Below are 18,638 nucleotides of genomic sequence, written 5' to 3'. Positions count from 1 at the left end.
TAGAGTCAAAAAATGAAGGAGTGATGAAATGAGATTTAACATATATCGAATGATCCATTTGATTATAACAGGCATTATCACGATTCCTATTACTCTATTTATTGCATCAGGAGGAATAGGTGAAAATTACACAGACAGTGTGTTTGTTCTTCCGCAATTCCTAGTCATCATTCTAGTATGGTTAGTCGGTGCTATCCTTTCGTTTCATTCGGCGTACGCTAAATATGGTTTGATGTTGAGCGCACTACCACCGTTGTTTTTTATTGGGAGTGTTTTGGGTGTTCTGGTTGAACTTTGATAGTTGCCAATAAACAATGTATGTTGATAATAAATTTTGATAGTTGCTTATATAACCCTTTACTTCATAATAAAACCAACGCAATATTTAAAGTTAAAAATAAAAGTTCAAAAGTTGAAAATAAATCCTCAAAAGTTAAAAATAAAAGTTCAAAAGTTGATAATATATCTTGTCCCGCAAGAAATTCCCTCATGAAAATTAGGCGAAAACGGCAAATTTAGCATGATTCTTTCTTAATCTTTGTTAAATATTAAAATTTGCCCTCCTTAATACTCTTTATCGCTAGAAACTAAAAGAATAGGGCAGTTCTCACAACGGCCTATCAGTAATAATATAGTCAATAATCTAAAAACTCAAAATAATAATAGTATTTATTACTCTTTTAGTGTAAAATTACCCTAAAGTGAGGACGATTCAAATAACTTTAAATGGTTGGTGTTGTATTACTGGCTAATATATTATGGGGGACTTTATGATTAAAAAACGAATTTTCAAAATTATAATAACACTTATTTTTTCTTTTCTTCTTATTTTTTTCTACTCTATATTTAATGGTATTCCTTTTGGTAGTTATATAGCAAAAGCAAAAATAACTGATTACGTGGAGCAAGTATATGACTTTAATGAAAGTATCCCCGAACCACAATATAATATTGAAAATTCATCCTATGAAGTTTACCTACCTCAATTGGGAAACGAATTTTCCTATGACCTTTTAAATAATCTAATCATTGATAAGAAACTAGTAAACGATATTAATAATAAATTCCAATATGATTACAATAAGTTAAAAAATTCATATGTAGATAATATTGAGTTGCCACCAAGCGCGGGATTGTATAGTTCAGTTTTTGCTAATGGTGAATATTCAAAGGGGATATCTCTTTATCAAAAAATTTATCTTTTAGGCATTATTAACCGAGAGAAGATTGCTTCTGAGGACAGTATTAAAATGCCTGCAAAACTTACAAAAGAAATAATAGACAGTCTAAGGGGAAATTACAACATTACATCTCTTCAAGTGTTATATACTGATTTAAATGGTCAATATGAAATTACAGTAGATCACAAGAAATCAATTTCAATCGAGACATTGGGTAAGAATACATCCAAAACGGTTCGAGTTGGTGAGGAAGATAAAGAATTAATTCGTGAATTAAATAAACCTTAATTGAATAAAAATAGCAAAAAAATGGTCGGAGGCTTCAGATGCTGATCATTTTTTGCAAATATCATTGTTTTATTGACTGCGCATAACGCAACCATTTCTTCGCTTATTGGACAATCCAACAAGAGAGGTTTTTCGAAAATTCCTCGTTAATTCTAAGGTGGAGGATAAAGATATCTTACAGTCTCATTAAGTTGAATTCCCCGATGATTGGAAAAAGTGAGATAAAAAGCGTTACTGGTATGGGAAAGGGACAGAACAAGATAATATGTATACCAATGAATTTGTCTTTTATGCCAAGGGTTTAAGTGAAGATGAAATAATTAAAGCATTTAGTTCTGCAGTCATAACAGTTACGTTGGCTACAGAAAAAGGAAAAGAAAGGATGCAAGATTATATAGTTGGTGAGCTCATTGAGTTTCATTAAGTCATAAGATCCATCAAAATGCTCAGAGAGAAAACTCTGAGCATTATTTTTTTGGACGCTTGTTTTCAGGTTGCTTAATCCAATAACGAAGCCCTTTTCCGGCCAAGGGCTCATCGTTGTATCGAGGGATTACATGAAAATGACTGTGGAAAATAAATTGATTCGATACCTTCCCAACATTCCAGCCTAGGGTGTATCCATCTGCTGCAAAATTCTTGTCCAGATATTCTTTTGCTTGCTGCAATAAATCATATGTATCAGTCCATTCCTCTTTGGTAAGAGAGAATGCGTCTTGACGGTGCTCTTTTGGAACAATGACTCCACAGCCTTCAAGGACATTTTGCTGGTGATTATGTTGAAGAAAGTAACATGTATCATTTTCAAAAATAATATGTTGGTCTGGATCGTTGTGTGGGTTGCAAAACGGGCATTGTTCATGAATTTGCATACTTTCCCTCCTTCTTTAAAAATACTTATTATCGCTACTAATATATCATAATTTTTCATACTTCCAATAAGTGTTTATTGGTGAATGATTGGGGTAATAGTCAATCAGAATGACTTACATAATGTGAGTAAGGGATGAAAAAATGGGAAGTGAACGCCAAAAAGGTAATCGTAAAGAAGAACAGCTTGAGGAGTATCGAGTGGATGATCAAGGAAAGGACATGACGACTAATACAGGTGTAAAGGTGTCAAAAGATGAGTAGTGAATCAGTCTTGTTTGATAGTCTGTATGTAGTAGGTGGAGAAGGCGCGGATAAAAAATTCCGTAATGAAGCAACCTATTTTGAATCGTGAATTAGTATAGTAAAGAAGAGAGGAGAGAGATCCTCTCTTTTTTTTTTGTCCCCATAGAAATTTCTTTACTATTTTACTAGTTTCTAGACTCCTATAATAAACATTACTAGAAGGACAGGCATAGGATAGCTATGTAAGGTGTTTTACCAATCTCGAATAAGAGAGGTGATAGGTTATGAGTTATACGAATAGTCATTCAAGAGAGGAATTCGATTTCTTCAGCCTACTGTTGGTTCTGTTGCTAGTAGCTTTTATCGTACTACTAGGAATTGATATTATCGCGGCCATTATTGTAGGAATTGCGTTGCTGATTCTTTTAGTTGTTGGAGCGATTAGCTAATCTACCTGCAATGGAAGTATCTATTCTCCTTGAAAACAGTGAAAGCTGCTTTCAAGGAATCCTTTCAAAAAACACTATTCTTTTAAAGCTAGATTTGAAAAGAAGGGAGGAATTCTGAAATGAGTGATCAAAGACATCCAGCAGAAGCTCTGTTGAGTTTAGTAACACAATATGCAAAACAAAACGGGAAATCTTTTAATTTAGAATCGATTAAAACGTCTCTTACTCCTTTATTAGAAGGAGGTACACTAGCAGATTTAGTCAAAAAAAATGAAGGTACATCATCAGAAGTCTTATCGAATTTGATGAATGTAATTCCTATGGTTGAAAAAGTATTAAATCAAGATTCAACTAATAATCAAGAAGAAATAGAAGAAATCAAGGAAGAGTTAAGCGAAATGAGAGAATACCTGAAATATGGTATTGATCCCACAGATATGTGGTAAAGATGAAGAAAAGCTGGGTTAGTTTAACCCAGCTTTTCTTTCGTACATATAAGTCTCACTCATGATCATTAGCATCTTTATAAACGCCCTTCATAATCCCTGAATCAACACTTCGAATATGTAAATCTCGTTGTGGAAATGGAATTTCAACTTGATGTTGAGCGAGTATTTTATTGATTCTAAAATTAATATTACTCTTTATCACAACCACTTGATTAGGGTCTGTTATCCATACAAACAGTTCAAAGTCTAAAGAAGAGTTGCCGAATCCTACGAAATTAACGAAGGGCTTTGGATAGAGTAACACTGTATCAGAGACACTCTTTTCCTCCTCTGCAACCTGTAAAAGGAGTTCTCGTACCTTTTCTACATCCGTTCCGTATGCGACACCAATAGGAATAACCAATCGTAATCGTGGATCACTATATGAACGATTGACCACCTGTTCTTCAAGAAAATATGAGTTTGGGACAATAATGTGTTCATTATCCAGGGTTTTGATGATTGTTGCCCTCATATTTATTCTCTCAACATCCCCAATAATGTCATCTACTATTACACGGTCCCCTACCTTAATGGGACGTTCAAATAATAAAATGATTCCTGAGATAAAGTTCGAAGCAATGTTTTGCAAGCCAAACCCAATCCCAACACCAAGCATTCCTGCAAATACAGTTAAGGCACTAAGATCTATCCCGACAGTCGTTAAGCTGACAACAAAGGCAATAACCATCACACTATAATGAAAAATCCGATCAAACGTAAACTGAATCCCACGATCCAGGTGATATCGACGATACACATTCGGTAAAATATATTTAGTGATTACATTCGACGCTCTGTTTGCTAAAGAAATAATTAAAATAGCAATGATGATAAGAAAGATCGTAATTTTCACATTACCAATTGAAATAATTTCCTTCGTCAGCCAATTCGATTCAGAAAAATAAAACAGCATAAAGAGAAGGATGCCATAAGTTGTCACCCAGTTCAGGATATACCTGGTCAGTGATTCTACTTGATTCAAAAAGGGATGGTTCTCTGATTTAATCTTTTTTGTCAAATAAAGAATAATCCATCTTGCCAAAAAGATGAGCAAAACATAAACAAAAAACAATAGAATATCCAACCAATTAATATGTAAGAACAAATGGTTCCATTCATCCATGACAATTTCTGACGAAATGTTGGAAACCATCTTATCACCTCCAAAAATTCAATGGGTACCTTTATTGTATCATTTTAAAAACCTTCAATGCTTCCTTCGTTACCGAAAATTCCCATAAGCAAAAATCTTGAAAGTCAAAATAGGTCAAAGTATACTTGGTTTATAAGGTCAAAGAAAGTCAAAGTCAAAAAGACCTTAAAAAAATTTTAGATAATTGCTGTAAATAAGATGATATATAGGAGGTTATGTATTGATGAAATGTCAAGTATGTCAGCATAATCAAGCTACCGTAGAAGTATATACCCAACTGAATGGACAGAAAGCGAGCATGCGTATGTGTTCAAGCTGCTTTAAGGAGCAGCAGGCAAAAATACCAACATCAAGCTTTCCTTTTGATGAATTATTTAAAGGAATAAGCATGGGCGGTACTCAACCACAAGGGTTTCAAAATAAACATCCACAAGAACCAAATACCCAAAACGGGCAAGGTGGAAACGGAATACTGGATCAATTTGGTCGTAATGTCACTCATGCGGCGAAAGCGGGACTGATTGATCCCGTGATTGGTCGAGATAAAGAAGTTGAGCGTGTGATAGAAATCTTAAACCGTCGCAATAAAAATAATCCCGTTCTTATCGGTGAGCCTGGTGTAGGGAAAACAGCGATTGCAGAAGGGTTAGCTCTTAAAATTGTGGAAGGAACTGTACCATCAAAATTAATCAATAAAGAGGTTTATGTCATGGATGTAGCGTCTCTAACAGCAGGTACAGGAGTACGTGGTTCCTTCGAAGAGCGACTAAAAGCCATCATTAGTGAGCTTCAAAATCGGAAAAATGTCATGTTATTTATTGATGAAATCCATCAGCTGGTGGGTGCTGGTTCGGCTGAAGGATCTATGGATGCAGGCAACATTTTAAAACCTGCATTAGCTCGTGGCGAACTGCAAGTGATTGGAGCCACAACGTTAAAAGAGTACAGACAAATTGAAAAGGATGCAGCCCTTGAACGTCGTTTTCAGCCAGTTATGGTAAACGAGCCGTCAATCGAACAATCAATCAATATTTTAAAAGGCCTGAAAGAAAAGTATGAAGAATATCATGGTGTGCAATTTTCAGATGAGGCCATTGAAGCATGTGTAAGTTTGTCCCACCGTTATATTCAAGATCGTTTCTTACCAGATAAAGCCATTGATTTATTAGATGAAGCTGGATCTAAAATGAATCTCCAATTTGAAGGAAAAGACATTTCAGTTATTCATAAGAAATTAAATGATGTAAAAGCCAAAAAAGAACTTGCCACGAAAGAAGAGAACTATGAACAAGCAGCGATTCTGCGGGATCAGGAAACTGAGATTGAAAAACAACTACACTCAAATGGAGACAACAGTAAGGCTGTAGTTGAAAAAGAATTAATTCAAACGATTATTGAGGCAAAAACAGGTATTCCCGTCGGAAAGCTTCACCGTGATGACCGCAAACGTATGAAGTCATTGGAAGAGAATCTTTCAAACAACGTTATTGGCCAGGAAGAAGCCGTGAAGAAAGTATCGAAAGCAATCCGTCGAAGTCGTGCAGGGTTAAAAGCAAAGCACCGTCCAATTGGAACCTTTCTATTTGTCGGGCCAACTGGTGTAGGGAAAACGGAGCTGACCAAAACCCTTGCGGAAGAACTATTCGGATCAAAAGATGCCATGCTTAGATTAGACATGAGTGAATATATGGAGAAGCATTCTGTCTCTAAGCTGATTGGTTCACCTCCTGGTTATGTAGGTCATGAAGAATCAGGACAATTAACTGAAAAAGTAAGAAGAAATCCTTATTCCATCATTTTACTGGATGAAATTGAAAAAGCTCATCCAGATGTTCAGCACATGTTCCTGCAAATCCTTGAAGACGGTCGTTTAACAGACAGTCAGGGTAGAACAGTGAACTTTAAGGAAACAGTCATTATTATGACAAGTAATGCTGGAGTGACAGATAAAGAAGCACCAGTCGTAGGGTTTGACACCGGTGGCACCGATGCCATAAAAGAAACAACGATTCTTCAATCTCTTGGTGCGTACTTTAAGCCGGAATTTTTAAACCGTTTTGACAGTATCATTGAGTTTGATTCCCTTAATAAGGATCAATTACTTCAAATCCTTGAGCTCATGTTAACGGATTTACAAAAAGAGTTAACGGAGCAAAACATTACAATGACAATTGAACAGGATGCAAAAGAGAAGTTAGTTGATCTTGGCTACCACCCTGAATTTGGTGCGCGACCACTTCGCCGTGTCATCCAGGAAAGAGTGGAAGATAAGATCGCAGATTTATTATTAGAAGAAGAAAACGTAAGTAATGTTAGAGTTTCACTAAATGAAAATGAAATCGTAGTTACTAAAATATAAAAAAAGGGAGGCCATTCAAAAGGCCTCTCTTTTTTATGTAAGAATGCCAAGAGAATGGAATTTAATGCTAAAATAAAACTTAATCCCATTAAATTTTAATTAGAATCATTATCGTTGTTCACAATGATACGCAAAAATGGGAGGCATTCACGGGAAAATCTATGAATTTTACGTATAAATCCACCAAAGTAACGGATAAACCTCTGATTCATATGGATTAACCGACCAAAGTAACGGATAAGTATTCGAGTACTTGTTCAATAACGAAGCGATATTTTTCAGCTAAAGGAGCTAAAGCAAATGGATTTCATTTTTAAACCTATCACTATGGAATATGTAAAAGAAATTGATTCTTGGAATTATGAAGGTTTCATTGAAGAAGTATTAATGACCCCTTATTTTAATTCATTTGAGAAGTCTGGAACGTTGATTGGCCCCGGAGGCTGCGATGGATTTGTAGCATTCATAGACAACGAGGCTGCCGGTTTATTTGAGTTTAATATAAAGGGATCGACTATGGAAATAGGATTGGCTTTAAAACCTGATTTAGTAGGTAAAGGTTTAGGAGTGAAATTTGTCAATCAAGGAATAGAGTTTGGCATTGAACACTATAATCGTAAACTTAACAACATTAAATTAGTTGTGGATTCAGAAAACAAGGCAGCCATTTGCGTGTATGAAAAAGTAGGTTTTAAAAGGGTAGAACAAACTGATAACGAGATTGAAATGAATATGGATTTGCAGAAAAGATATTCCCTTTAAAATCGAATATAGAAGTGGAGAAAAAATGTATGAATTGCTTAGTTACAAAAGGAAGTATTTATTACGAAGTTGTCGGAAATGGCTTTCCAATCGTAATATTGCATTCAATGGGGACAGACCACAGGTCCATGAAGACATGGATTGAGCCAATCTTTAATGATATAGAAGGGTTTCAGAGAATATACATAGATTTACCTGCTCATGGTCGAAGTTTAATTGACAATCATTTCAGCTCTTCAGATGATATGCTTTCAAATATTTTAGAATTTATTGATAAGACCATACCGAACGAAGATTTTTCTCTTATTGGTTTTTCATATGGTGGATATTTAGCTCAAGGAATTTTGCGTCAAAAACGAAATAATGTTAAGAGTATTTGTTTAATGGCTACTGCACTCCATCTAAAAGAAAGAAATCTTCCAGAAAAAATGGTTTTTAAAAAGGATGAGGAATTATTAAATACATTGGATCCTGATATTAAAAGAGCATTTGAAACGTTGATGAACGATCAAAGCGAAGAAAGTATTCAATGCTTTTTAGATGAAATTCAACCTGGACGTTCACTAGCCAATAAAGATTTTCTATCATCAAATTGGAGAGAAAATGGCTATTTCCTTTCTGAAGAACCCTTTAAAGGTTTAGAGAGTCTTTCTCAATCTGCTCTCATAATAGTAGGAAAACAAGATTCAATCTGTGGATATAAAGATCACTATTTTCTTCTAGAAAAGCTTCCTAATGCCACATTTGTCGTTTTAAATAAAGCAGGTCATATGCTTCAAATAGAAAAACGTGAAATAGTACAAGAGCTAATCAAAGATTGGTTAATAAGTTAATATTCATAAAAAATACTTAACCAGCCAGGAGAAAAAAACATGAGAAAAATAACACTATCAAACGGAGAAACAGTAGACGTAGAATGTTTAAGCTGTGCCTTAACCAGTGGACTCATTGAACCCGATGGGGGTGTGGTAATAGAAACGGAGCACTTTCACGCCCATCAGGACGTTGCTTATCCAATTAAAGGGTTGATTATCTTAGCATCTAAAAGGCATATTAAATGCTTTGATGAATTAACAGAAGCTGAAAAAATTGATTACATCACTCTTTTAACTAAGATAAGAAAGGCTCAAAGAGAAGTATTGGGAATTGAATATGTTTATTATTTTTACAACGAAGATACGACTCATCATTTCCATACCTGGATGGTTCCAAGGTACGAATGGATGTATGAGTTTGGACGTTCAGTGGAGTCTGTTCGACCGTCATTACTACATGCTAGAAACAAGATGAATCATAAGGATAATATTCAAGAGGTACTGGAAGCTATTAACGCTTTAAAGGAAGAGTTGGATAAATAAATCACGTTGCTTTGGGAGATATAGACGAACCTCAGGACACTGAACTTTTTGATGTGAGTTACCCTTTAAATAAAATTACTTCAATTCATGAAGCAAAGGATGAAAGAATAATAGCAAAACCGCAATGAGTGGAACTGAAATGATGAGTGCTACCACTGGTTTTTTAAAATGCAAAGAAATCATAGAGAAAGTAACTACATTGAATAGGGCAGACCACCATAGATTCCAGCCATTATCATAAACAAATAATCCTATTTTAGAGAAAAACAGCTCAAGTAGGGTGAAATAAAGAACCCAAAGAAACAAATATAGAAAACGTTTCTTGCCTTTTGGATAGTACTGAAGGAAAAACATGAGGGCTATGGGAATCACCGTGAAGGTAAAGGTAAGAGAAATAAAGGTATGGTTTAGCCACTTCCAGGAAGCTCCTTTGTATGCCCACAAAGTATGATGGTAAAAGACAAAATTATATAGAAGGTCCCCGATCACGTAGAATTGGATGGTTGGATAATACTCCTTCCACCGGCTCCAATTCATGAATTTGATAGCGATTAATATATAGGCGATGACGATTAAAAGTAAATACATAAGAGTTTGTCCTTATCCTATCGATTTTTATCAGTATGGCCGGTTACAGTGTAGGATAGACGTTTGTAACAAAAAATGGAAAAAGTTATATTAACTTTTTCCATTCATGTTTTTCAAGATGTAAGAATTCGATCAATGGCTTGAGCTACGCCATGATCCGTGTTTATTCCAGTTACCCAATTAGCCGCCTGTTTGACTTCTTCTTGAGCATTTCCCATTGCTACGCCTAACCCTGCTTCCCGTATCATGGCAATGTCATTCATACTATCTCCAACAGCCATCACTTGATCCATGGATAAATCCAACCACTTACAAACTTTTACTAAGGCTGCTGCTTTATTAACGCCGGCAGGGTTAATTTCTATATTTGTTGGACTTGAGTTTGTAATCTCAAGTGCTTCGTTTTTCATTAGTTCATCCCGAATGACTTGACGTACTTCATCATCCTTAATGTCGTATCCAAACTTTAACCAATCATAAGTATCAATTTCCTGGTCAAAGGGATTTCTACTATTAAACAGTCCTTGTTTAGTGGTTGACCAGAAATACACATCGTGCTCCTGTTTTAATTTCCAAAGATGTTTTACCAGCTCCGTGTCTAGTGGAGTACTATCTACTAATTGATAGTCATGATCGTATATTTCTCCGCCATTCACAGTGACCAGGTAGGATGAGCGACCTAACTGATCAGAAATATCCCTGGCTCTAGTAAGGGAACGCCCTGTACTTAACACCACATGAATTCCTTTCTCTTTTGCTTGTTGAATAGCTCGTTCATTCTCAGGAGAAACATCTCCCTCATGATTCACTAGAGTTCCATCCATATCTAATGCTATTAACTTAATATCCATTGTCAAATACCTCACGTCCTCTCTAAATGTACTATTAGTGTAATACATCATGGAATTCTTATGTAGGATTTAGCTCAGAGAGAGGGACGGACCTCATGAGGTCCGTCCCTCTCTCTGAACTTCATTTTCGTTTTTTTTCTCTGATTTTTTCATACATGCTCTTATCTTCAATCATTCTGAAAATGGTTAAGTCGGGCCATAAATTTGCTTCAATGATCCAAAGTTGCCCATACGTATCAATCCCTATATCAAATCCAACGATGGAAACTGTAGAAAAATGTTCTTCTAAAAGCTGAGAAGTGAGAAGACAAAGGGTTTCCAACTCTGCAATCAGATCGATAGATTGCTTCATATTCATCCCAATCCTATTCAAAGCATCTTCTAAAAATATAAGAGATTTAGCTAAATTCGTAACAAATACTTTATCCATAGCTATCTTAACGAGCTTGCCGGTTACTTCCCAGTGTTCTTCAGGAATTTCTTTTTGAGTCATCACTCTAACATCAAATGGACTTTGCTCTATTTTGGATAATGGGATGTTTTCTTGAACAATGTAGCCCTTTTTCGAGAGGTAATGGCTATTTAAGTGAAAAAGGAGATCAGAGCTGTTTGAAAAGCGGGTTTTCTTCCGGTTTTCATGCAACTCATAGTCCCCTTCAGAAAGACTGTTCACTTTAATCACTCCAGCACCCCATTGCCCATTATAGGGTTTAAGAACGACTTCATTGTAAAGTGATAGAAAATTGCAGAGGGAAAGAGGCGTAGCTAACTGGGTTTGCGGAAGATAGGGGGTTAGTTCTTGAACGGATTTCATGATTTGATATTGACTCCATTTGCTTTTGGAATAGTGGAGTTTTATATCCTGTAACCATAGTTTGTCCAATACAAATCCAATCTCCAAAACGAATGTAAGGCATTGGGGGTAGTAGACTTGGAGTCTTCCAGCCATTCTAATCGCTACTTCATACATTCTACTTCTAAGGAGTGTATTACCTTTAAGGAGGGAGGGGGACTCCTTTTCTACCAGTGCAGAAACCTTCCATTCGGAAGGAGGTTCCAGTTGAACGGTAATATACAATTCAGAGGGCTTCTCTTCAAACTCATTCAAAAAATGAAAGTCTTGTAAAATGGCGTTTTTCCCTTCGAGAATTATTTCTTGTATAAAATGGAACGCTTGAGATTTCTCGATGAAAGTGACGTCTTGCTTTCTACTGATTAGTTGATAGATGTCGCGATTAACAGAGCCACCAAAGATGTTCGCCTCTCCGAAGCAAGGTCGTATAGTGAATAGATCCAATAATTCAGTTGAAAAAGTCTCTTTCTTGAGAAGTTGTGTATTTAATAAGAAAGGTTGAAGAGCTATATCTTCTCTTAAGATTTCATATAGACTCCATCTTCCACTAGAAGTACTCATTCATAACCCACCTTCCTTTGTATGTTCTAAATAGTATATGCTGGCTTTCTTCCATTGGATATCCACTAATTCACTAGAAACTATGAGTTGGAATTAAAAAAGACTATATTACCGGATTTGTAGGTCCTTTACACATGATCAATTAATTCCGCTAAATCTTTACAAGAATAGCCATGAACACCTAGTCCACATTGGAAAATCTATCATAGTATAAAATATCTTCCTATGAAAGGAGGTAATGATAATGGGCTTACGACAAGGGTGTACGAATAAATTTTGGAGAAAGTGCGAGAATGCCTGTCACTGGACTCCAACTGGCTACTCCCGTACAGATGATTTTGACACTGTATTTGGAATTCACGCTTATGATCCGGATATTACGTTAAAGGAAGCTTTAAAGTTGCAAGGATATGACTTTAACGGAGTTGCTAGAGCAGGAGTTGCAGCACTTTTGAATGCGGCACATCCAGCTATCTCTTATCCACTCACCGAGTCTGAGGTTATTGCTAAGGTACAAGATTCTTATAATAGCGGAGACTATGAAGAAGTAAGAGAAGAACTAGAAGGATATAATAGTTTAGGCTGTCCTTTAAAGGACGGAACTTGCCTACTGTAACAAAAAAGAGCTTAAATCTTTGATTCGTCAAAGGTTTAAGCTTCTTTATGCTTTCCTCTATTCTTCCCTTCATATTACAATGGAACTATCACTTATTGAGATCTGGAGATAGGGAAGTGAATGAAAATGAAGCCTTTTACAGAAAGAGCAGTAAAAATAATTAAAGATATTCCACCTGGAAAAGTGATGACTTACGGTCAAATTGCTGCTTTAGCCGGTAGCCATAGAGCTGCAAGACAGGTGGTTAGAATATTACATTCTATGAGTGAAAAATATAACCTTCCGTGGCATCGAGTCATTAATAGCAAGGGAGAGATTGGGATTCAAGATCAGGAATCTCTTTATTTTCAAAAAAAATCACTTCAATCTGAAGGAGTTATCATTGCAAAAGAGAATAAGATAGATTTGGAGAAATATCAGCATCGTCCATCAGTAGAAGAAGTAGAGTGAAAAATTGTAGTGTGAAATACCATTATGGTATAATTTTCTAATAATATAGTTTGTAAAAGGAAGAGTTTAGTATGATTAGTGATTTAATCGTCAATATTTCATTGTTAATGTCCTTTACGTTTTTGTGGCATCAGCTCTTTCGCAAAAATCGTTTGACTATGAATTCGCCTATTTGGATCAAGTCTGTGGACGGGGTGTTGGCTGGTCTTCTTGGAATTGTCCTCATGCATTACAGCATTACTGTAAATGAGTTAACGATTCTTGATTTAAGACATATCCCTGTTATTCTTGTTGCTTATTACGGAGGGTTTTTACCAACTATTGTATCAGCAATCGTCATCACGATTGGACGCTTTTTTATTGCCGTTAATTTTTCATCTTATGTGGCTTTATTTATGATGCTGATGATTTCTATTGGAGCAGGATTCATTGTGCGATTTATAAGGATTTCTCCTTGGAAGAAATGGACAATTCTACTAGTGTATAGCCAAATGATTTTTTCCATTGCTCTTTATATAGTGGTGGATGACTATAGTCTCGTCCTGGACTTTGCAGTATTTCATATCATAAGTACGCTTATTGGAGGATACTTAACCTTTTATTTCGTCAATTATATAAGAAAAACAAGTGAACGATATTACAAATATAAAGAAAATTCACAGCGTGACTCCCTAACAGGTTTGTATAATGTTCGATCATTTGATCGCTATTACAATGATATGATCAGTGTGGCCAGGACAGAAAAGGAAACCTGTGCCATCTGCCTAATAGATGTTGATCATTTCAAACAAATTAACGATACACACGGTCATAGTGCGGGTGATGAAGTATTAAAACAGCTTGCAAAAGTATTGACGGGTTTAACTAGATCGGGGGATACGTTGTCTCGAAATGGTGGAGAAGAGTTTTCTCTTCTTCTCCCAGATTGCAGTGTAGAGCAAGCAAAAGAAATTGCCACACGAGTCAGAGAAGCGGTCTATCACCACTCTTTCGTCCTGCCGGATAAGAAGAAAATTCAGCTTACTGTCTCTATCGGTGTGTCTGTATATAATGGGGGGAAAGAAAAGCATGACTCCATGTTTCAGCAAGCGGATGACGCCTTATATAGAGCTAAGCGAAACGGTCGTAACATTGTGTGTACCAGCGGTGAGTGCATGATTTAAACATAGCTAATTTGGGCAAAAAGCTCATAGGGGGTTTATGCCTGATTCATAATGGAGGAGGAGGTGGAAGAAGATAAAACGGATGTCTTTAAACCAGTTTTTCCATTCTCTGAGTATATAGCAGATTGGGCGGGGTAATATGATTTATATGAGGATTTATTAAATAGTATATTTGGTGCTTTAAGAAATGAGAATTTTCGCTCGTTCATTGAGCCCATTGGCTTCCGTAGGCATGTACAAATTTTAAAGTCAGTAGAATTAGATAATCACCTCTACACAGTACTATTCATCCGCCAATATGATAATGCAAGCGTTGTTGTTTTAAATGTTGACTGGGACACTTCAGAGGAAAACCCACATGATCATCATGTAAGTTATTCAGTTTCGAAGTAGAAAATAAGGATAGATGAAAAAGTAAAACTGACAAGTAATTTAGAAGTATAAAAGGTAAGAAAAAATTAAAAGGAATTTCTGTTTTTAGATATCCCTTTGTATTATGGATTTAATGATGTTATCTCAATATTTAATGCTTTTGCGGAAGTGGGGGCCGATGTGTCTATCCCATCATCTACCCAAATGACAACTTCCTGTCCTTCTTGATAATTCTTGATGTCTGCGTTTTCAGGTAAGACTACCCAAGTTTCTCCTTTATCTGCATCCACTACTAAAATACGATTTTCTTTTTCGTTAATTCCAACAATATTTCCCTTAATATCAAATTGACCTTTAACTTCTTCCTTACTACTACAGCCAACCAGGGAAAAGCATATTAAAAAGAGTATAATAAAATTCTTTTCCATTTAGTTTCTACCTCCTTATCAATAACTTCAAATAATTAGTCGTAATAGTGTCCTATGGCGTTACATATTTAACCTCTAAATAATCATATGAACATTACAATACACTGATAAATCAACATAATGAAATAGTCTAATTCATATGCGAATTGGACTAAAAGTATTGGAGCTCTTTGTTTTTTCTACCTTAAAACTGAACTACATAGATCAACATGACCGTGAATCATTTGAATTATTTTTAGGGGGAAAGTAAGATTGTCGGGGAATAGGAGGTGGGGGATCATTAGAACATCATCAACTCTAATTTATTGGATCTCCTCCATTACCTGATGAAGGTACTGGACTACGGTTACCCTTTAAAGAATGACTGGCCCTTTTGATAACGAACCGACTGGGTTAGAATTCGAGATCCGAGTCGATGAAGTATATGTAAGGGAAAGGTGAATGAAAATAGAACCAAAACAAAAGGAAACCATGGGAAGTTTCCTTTTTACTGTAGTTGACCGTTCTTTAACTTTTTTAGCCATTTTTTCTGTTTCATGCCTGTGATTGAATACGAAAACCCTCCGAGTACTGTTAGTAGGACGGAACCTTGCCACACCGACTCCATTGTAAGAGAATATCCTGTAAAACTCCCCACAATACCTAGGACCATTACAGTAAATGCATACTTCTTTCCATTCTCATACATTGTAAATTGAAAAGAATTCTGATCGTGAAGCTCCCTTTGCTTTAATATCCGTTCAGGAATATCTAAAAGTCCTTTCACCTTCTGAACGGTTTGGAAAAGAGGTTGAGCCGTTATCCATTTTAGTATCAAATCCCACTTACTAGTACTACTATTTTTTAGCCAATCTAAGAAAGCCGGCTTTACTATGTCCAGAGTTTCCTCTTCTGGATGAAGGATAAAGACAAGTCCTTCAATTGTGGCAAAGGAACGTCCAAGGAATATAAACCGAGTTGGTACTTGTACTGGTAGAGATTTTACCATTTCGTTTATTTCTTTTTTAACCGATAGAAGATCCATCTGCTTAAATTGCTCCATATCAAGGGTCACAAATTCTTCAAGAACCTGTTCGATGGCTTTAGGGTCGGCTCCGGGTAGTAAAAAGCCAAGGTCAGCTAATGCTCCAGACGCTTTCGAATAATTTTTCAGAAGGATACCCTCTAGCAGTCCCTGAAAGTGAGCTGCATCACGTTTTGAAATCTCACCAATCATCCCGTAATCCAGTAATACAAAGGTTCCATCAGGCTGAATAAGAATGTTACCTGCATGTGGATCTGCGTGGAATAACCCTGCTTCAAGCCATTGAGGCAGAAACAGTCGAAACAATCTTTCCGCTAGTTCACGACCATCAAGTCCATACCGAGTAATGGCATTCCTATCATTTAATCTTGTTCCATCCACCCATTCCATGACCAAAACTTTATCTGTGCAAAGCTCCGGAAAAACAGCTGGAACTTTCACCCCGGGGTGATCGGTAAATCGTTCTTTAAAAGATATGGCTGTATTCATTTCCTTGTAAAAATCAAGCTCCTGCTCAATAACCTGCTTTAATTCTTTATATAGCATATTAAAATTGATAAACCCTTTGGGAACGGGAGCAAAATACTTAGCAAACCAAATAATGATGCTAAGGGAACGGAAATCAGTTTTGACAAGAGATGGGATTTCGGGACGCTGTACCTTAATGGCAGCTTGAGTACCATCTAATAAAGTAGCTTTGTACACCTCTCCAATGGAAGCAGATGCAACGGCTTCTCGATTAATAGAGTCTACCTTCATATGAACAGAACTATTCCATTCCTTCTCTAATACTCTTTCAATGTCCTTCCATGGTGATGGAGGAACATGATCGACGAGATCTTTAATTTGATTAATGAATCCCTTAGGTAAAAGGTCCTCACGTATACTCAATAATTGACCAACCTTAATGAGAACACCATTTAATTCAAACAGTGTTTGTTTAAACTCTTTTCCAATCCTCACCCAAAGCTGTTCCTTCTCAGCTTCAGACTTTCGACTAAGCTTATACCAATAAGTCCGTATTACAATGGATAACGCCAACGATAATATCTTCCACATTCTCCAAAGCTTTCTCTCTGACTTCATGATTTAATCCTCCGTAACACTTCTGTCTATTTCTATTATGTAGTACGAATGGGAAAGAAGAAAGTTTCTTTAACTAAAAGATCAGAAGAATCAATAATATTAGAAATATTTCCACGATACTAATACCATTATGTGGTAAAATGGTCAAAACCTCATAGGGAGTCTCTCAATGAAAAAATTGAAGGAGTGATAGGATATGTGTGGGATTTGGGCATAAGTTTAACGAAAGAGATGCTTCTTTAGTTAAAGAACGTGAAAAATTAAGAAAAGCCATCAAGGAAGACTTAATACAAGATGAATATGTATTGGCTTTCTTCTATGGAGGCTCACTAGCTAAAGGAAACTATGATGATTACTCAGATTTAGATTTGAGAATCGTTGTGAAAGAAGAAGTTTTTGAAGCATACAGAAAAAACAAAAAGGAAAGAGCAAAGTGTTGGGGGGACGTGCTCTATTACGAAGATTTTCCATGGGCCGTCCATACGGTAGCTCATTTCAAATGTTTTATAAAAGTAGATGTATTCTACTACAAGCCACAGGACTTAAAGGCATCTCTTCACTTAAAGGAAGTGGAGATTGAATATGACCCATTTCATATTGTAAAAAATATTCATAAACAATCAAATGAACTACATTATATGGTGACCCTTGATGAATTTGAAATATGGAGAAGTAAATTCTTTGCTCATATGCATGAAGTTTATAGAAGAGTGAAGAGAGGGGAAATATATTATGCTCTTCATTCATTAGACCACATGCGATGGTCCATTGCAGCAGGATGGAACATGGAGAGAGATATACTCCCGAACCCTCCAGGTGACTGGTCTAAATATGAAGGGAAACGATCGACTTTTGCAGATTGGCAAATTTCCCTATTGAAAGAATGGGGAAGTAGTCGAAGCCCAGAAGATATACTTATTGTGATGAAAGGAATTGTCCCTGAATTTAAGCGGGTACATTCATCTATCTGCAGAAAGCTTGAACTTGAAGAGCAAACAGATTGGGTAGATGAGGTTGTGGGATTAGTATTATAAATAAATTCATTAGAGGTGAAGTAAATGAAATTAGCTTTTCTTTGTCATCCAGTAAAAGATTTAATGAAATCACTTGATTACTACCGTGATACTCTTGGTTTTGAAGAAGCGTGGAGAGAAGGAGATCATACAATAGCCCTCAAGCTGCCAGGAACCGAGGTTCAACTCATGATAGAAAATGATGAACCGGAATTAACTGCTGGGGGAATTTTCATTGTAGAGAGCGTAGACGTATACTTTGAAGAACATCAAAACAAGCTCCAATTCATCAAAACACCATGTGATATACCACCAGGGAGATATGCCATTTATAAAGACGAGTCAGATAATCTCATAAGAATCATTGATTTAAGTAAAGAACGATAAAGAGTAAGATTGTATGTTTAAACCAGGAAGCCGTTAGAACGGTTTTCTGGTTTATTTTTTATAAATTTGACAGCTTTATGAATTACGGG

General features: G+C 36.1%; 20 protein-coding genes. 13 read left to right on the top strand and 7 right to left on the bottom strand.

Annotation, left to right across the window (positions count from 1 at the left end):
- The first annotated feature begins 28 nt into the window (after nt 1–28).
- Entirely contained in the window at nt 29–298 is a 270-nt protein-coding gene (locus IQI_RS17535; RefSeq protein ID WP_064093971.1) for a hypothetical protein, read from the top strand.
- A gap of 472 nt (nt 299–770) precedes the next feature.
- Nucleotides 771–1,469, top strand: coding sequence for a YfjL-like protein (locus IQI_RS17530; RefSeq protein ID WP_064093970.1), 699 nt, complete (start codon nt 771–773; stop codon nt 1,467–1,469).
- A gap of 467 nt (nt 1,470–1,936) precedes the next feature.
- On the opposite strand, the gene IQI_RS17525 is transcribed toward IQI_RS17530, so the two are convergent.
- The gene (locus IQI_RS17525; RefSeq protein WP_064093969.1) at nt 1,937–2,341 is read right to left on the bottom strand and encodes an HIT family protein; all 405 of its coding nucleotides are present in this window, start codon (nt 2,339–2,341) and stop codon (nt 1,937–1,939) included.
- A 528-nt stretch (nt 2,342–2,869) separates the two neighbouring features.
- On the opposite strand from IQI_RS17525, the gene IQI_RS20725 reads away from it, so the two are divergent.
- Together IQI_RS20725 and IQI_RS17520 are read left to right on the top strand one after the other, a co-directional pair.
- The gene (locus IQI_RS20725) at nt 2,870–3,034 is read left to right on the top strand and encodes a hypothetical protein (RefSeq protein WP_156509943.1); all 165 of its coding nucleotides are present in this window, start codon (nt 2,870–2,872) and stop codon (nt 3,032–3,034) included.
- Nucleotides 3,035–3,153: 119 nt separating this feature from the next.
- Nucleotides 3,154–3,480, top strand: coding sequence for a hypothetical protein (locus IQI_RS17520; protein WP_064093968.1), 327 nt, complete (start codon nt 3,154–3,156; stop codon nt 3,478–3,480).
- Nucleotides 3,481–3,535: 55 nt separating this feature from the next.
- Here IQI_RS17520 and IQI_RS17515 read toward each other — a convergent pair whose 3' ends face one another.
- Nucleotides 3,536–4,678: a mechanosensitive ion channel family protein gene (locus IQI_RS17515; protein WP_064093967.1), complete on the bottom strand. Its 1,143-nt coding sequence runs from the start codon at nt 4,676–4,678 to the stop codon at nt 3,536–3,538.
- A gap of 223 nt (nt 4,679–4,901) precedes the next feature.
- Here IQI_RS17515 and IQI_RS17510 point away from each other — a divergent pair, with 223 nt between their 5' ends.
- From IQI_RS17510 to IQI_RS17495, 4 genes are all read left to right on the top strand, one after another.
- Nucleotides 4,902–7,037, top strand: a complete 2,136-nt coding sequence (locus IQI_RS17510) for an ATP-dependent Clp protease ATP-binding subunit (RefSeq protein WP_064093966.1) — start codon at nt 4,902–4,904, stop codon at nt 7,035–7,037.
- 300 nt (nt 7,038–7,337) lie between these two features.
- A complete protein-coding gene (locus tag IQI_RS17505; protein WP_064093965.1) occupies nt 7,338–7,799 on the top strand; it encodes a GNAT family N-acetyltransferase in 462 nt (153 codons plus the stop codon).
- Nucleotides 7,800–7,828: 29 nt separating this feature from the next.
- Nucleotides 7,829–8,632: an alpha/beta fold hydrolase gene (locus tag IQI_RS17500; protein ID WP_064093964.1), complete on the top strand. Its 804-nt coding sequence runs from the start codon at nt 7,829–7,831 to the stop codon at nt 8,630–8,632.
- Nucleotides 8,633–8,671: 39 nt separating this feature from the next.
- Nucleotides 8,672–9,157, top strand: a complete 486-nt coding sequence (locus IQI_RS17495; RefSeq protein ID WP_064093963.1) for an HIT family protein — start codon at nt 8,672–8,674, stop codon at nt 9,155–9,157.
- Between the two features lie 75 nt (nt 9,158–9,232).
- Here IQI_RS17495 and IQI_RS17490 read toward each other — a convergent pair whose 3' ends face one another.
- The 3 genes from IQI_RS17490 to IQI_RS17480 all read right to left on the bottom strand — a co-directional run bounded on the left by IQI_RS17490 (nt 9,233) and on the right by IQI_RS17480 (nt 12,010).
- Nucleotides 9,233–9,745: a CBO0543 family protein gene (locus tag IQI_RS17490; protein WP_064093962.1), complete on the bottom strand. Its 513-nt coding sequence runs from the start codon at nt 9,743–9,745 to the stop codon at nt 9,233–9,235.
- A gap of 113 nt (nt 9,746–9,858) precedes the next feature.
- On the bottom strand, nt 9,859–10,596 hold the full coding sequence (locus IQI_RS17485) for a Cof-type HAD-IIB family hydrolase (protein ID WP_064093961.1): 738 nt from the start codon (nt 10,594–10,596) through the stop codon (nt 9,859–9,861).
- 121 nt (nt 10,597–10,717) lie between these two features.
- Nucleotides 10,718–12,010 carry a YheC/YheD family protein gene (locus IQI_RS17480; protein ID WP_064093960.1) on the bottom strand — a complete coding sequence of 431 codons (1,293 nt, stop codon included), beginning with the start codon at nt 12,008–12,010 and terminating at the stop codon, nt 10,718–10,720.
- A gap of 244 nt (nt 12,011–12,254) precedes the next feature.
- Here IQI_RS17480 and IQI_RS17475 point away from each other — a divergent pair, with 244 nt between their 5' ends.
- From IQI_RS17475 to IQI_RS17465, 3 genes are all read left to right on the top strand, one after another.
- On the top strand, nt 12,255–12,626 hold the full coding sequence (locus IQI_RS17475; protein WP_064093959.1) for a hypothetical protein: 372 nt from the start codon (nt 12,255–12,257) through the stop codon (nt 12,624–12,626).
- 126 nt (nt 12,627–12,752) lie between these two features.
- The gene (locus tag IQI_RS17470) at nt 12,753–13,076 is read left to right on the top strand and encodes an MGMT family protein (protein ID WP_064094436.1); all 324 of its coding nucleotides are present in this window, start codon (nt 12,753–12,755) and stop codon (nt 13,074–13,076) included.
- A 71-nt stretch (nt 13,077–13,147) separates the two neighbouring features.
- Nucleotides 13,148–14,239: a diguanylate cyclase gene (locus IQI_RS17465; RefSeq protein WP_064093958.1), complete on the top strand. Its 1,092-nt coding sequence runs from the start codon at nt 13,148–13,150 to the stop codon at nt 14,237–14,239.
- A 494-nt stretch (nt 14,240–14,733) separates the two neighbouring features.
- Here the strand turns inward: IQI_RS17465 and IQI_RS17460 are convergent, their stop codons facing one another.
- Together IQI_RS17460 and IQI_RS17455 are read right to left on the bottom strand one after the other, a co-directional pair.
- Nucleotides 14,734–15,039, bottom strand: a complete 306-nt coding sequence (locus tag IQI_RS17460) for a DUF3221 domain-containing protein (protein WP_064093957.1) — start codon at nt 15,037–15,039, stop codon at nt 14,734–14,736.
- Between the two features lie 487 nt (nt 15,040–15,526).
- Entirely contained in the window at nt 15,527–17,149 is a 1,623-nt protein-coding gene (locus IQI_RS17455; RefSeq protein ID WP_064093956.1) for an ABC1 kinase family protein, read from the bottom strand.
- A 200-nt stretch (nt 17,150–17,349) separates the two neighbouring features.
- On the opposite strand from IQI_RS17455, the gene IQI_RS17450 reads away from it, so the two are divergent.
- A complete protein-coding gene (locus IQI_RS17450) occupies nt 17,350–18,183 on the top strand; it encodes a nucleotidyltransferase domain-containing protein (protein WP_064093955.1) in 834 nt (277 codons plus the stop codon).
- A 24-nt stretch (nt 18,184–18,207) separates the two neighbouring features.
- On the top strand, nt 18,208–18,549 hold the full coding sequence (locus IQI_RS17445) for a VOC family protein (protein ID WP_064093954.1): 342 nt from the start codon (nt 18,208–18,210) through the stop codon (nt 18,547–18,549).
- The last annotated feature ends 89 nt before the right edge of the window (nt 18,550–18,638 follow it).

This window comes from Rossellomorea aquimaris TF-12 (genome assembly GCF_001648555.1).
Lineage (GTDB): Bacteria > Bacillota > Bacilli > Bacillales > Bacillaceae_B > Rossellomorea > Rossellomorea aquimaris.
Note: the sequence above shows the minus strand (reverse complement) of the source record. Positions and strands in the feature narration are given on the sequence as shown.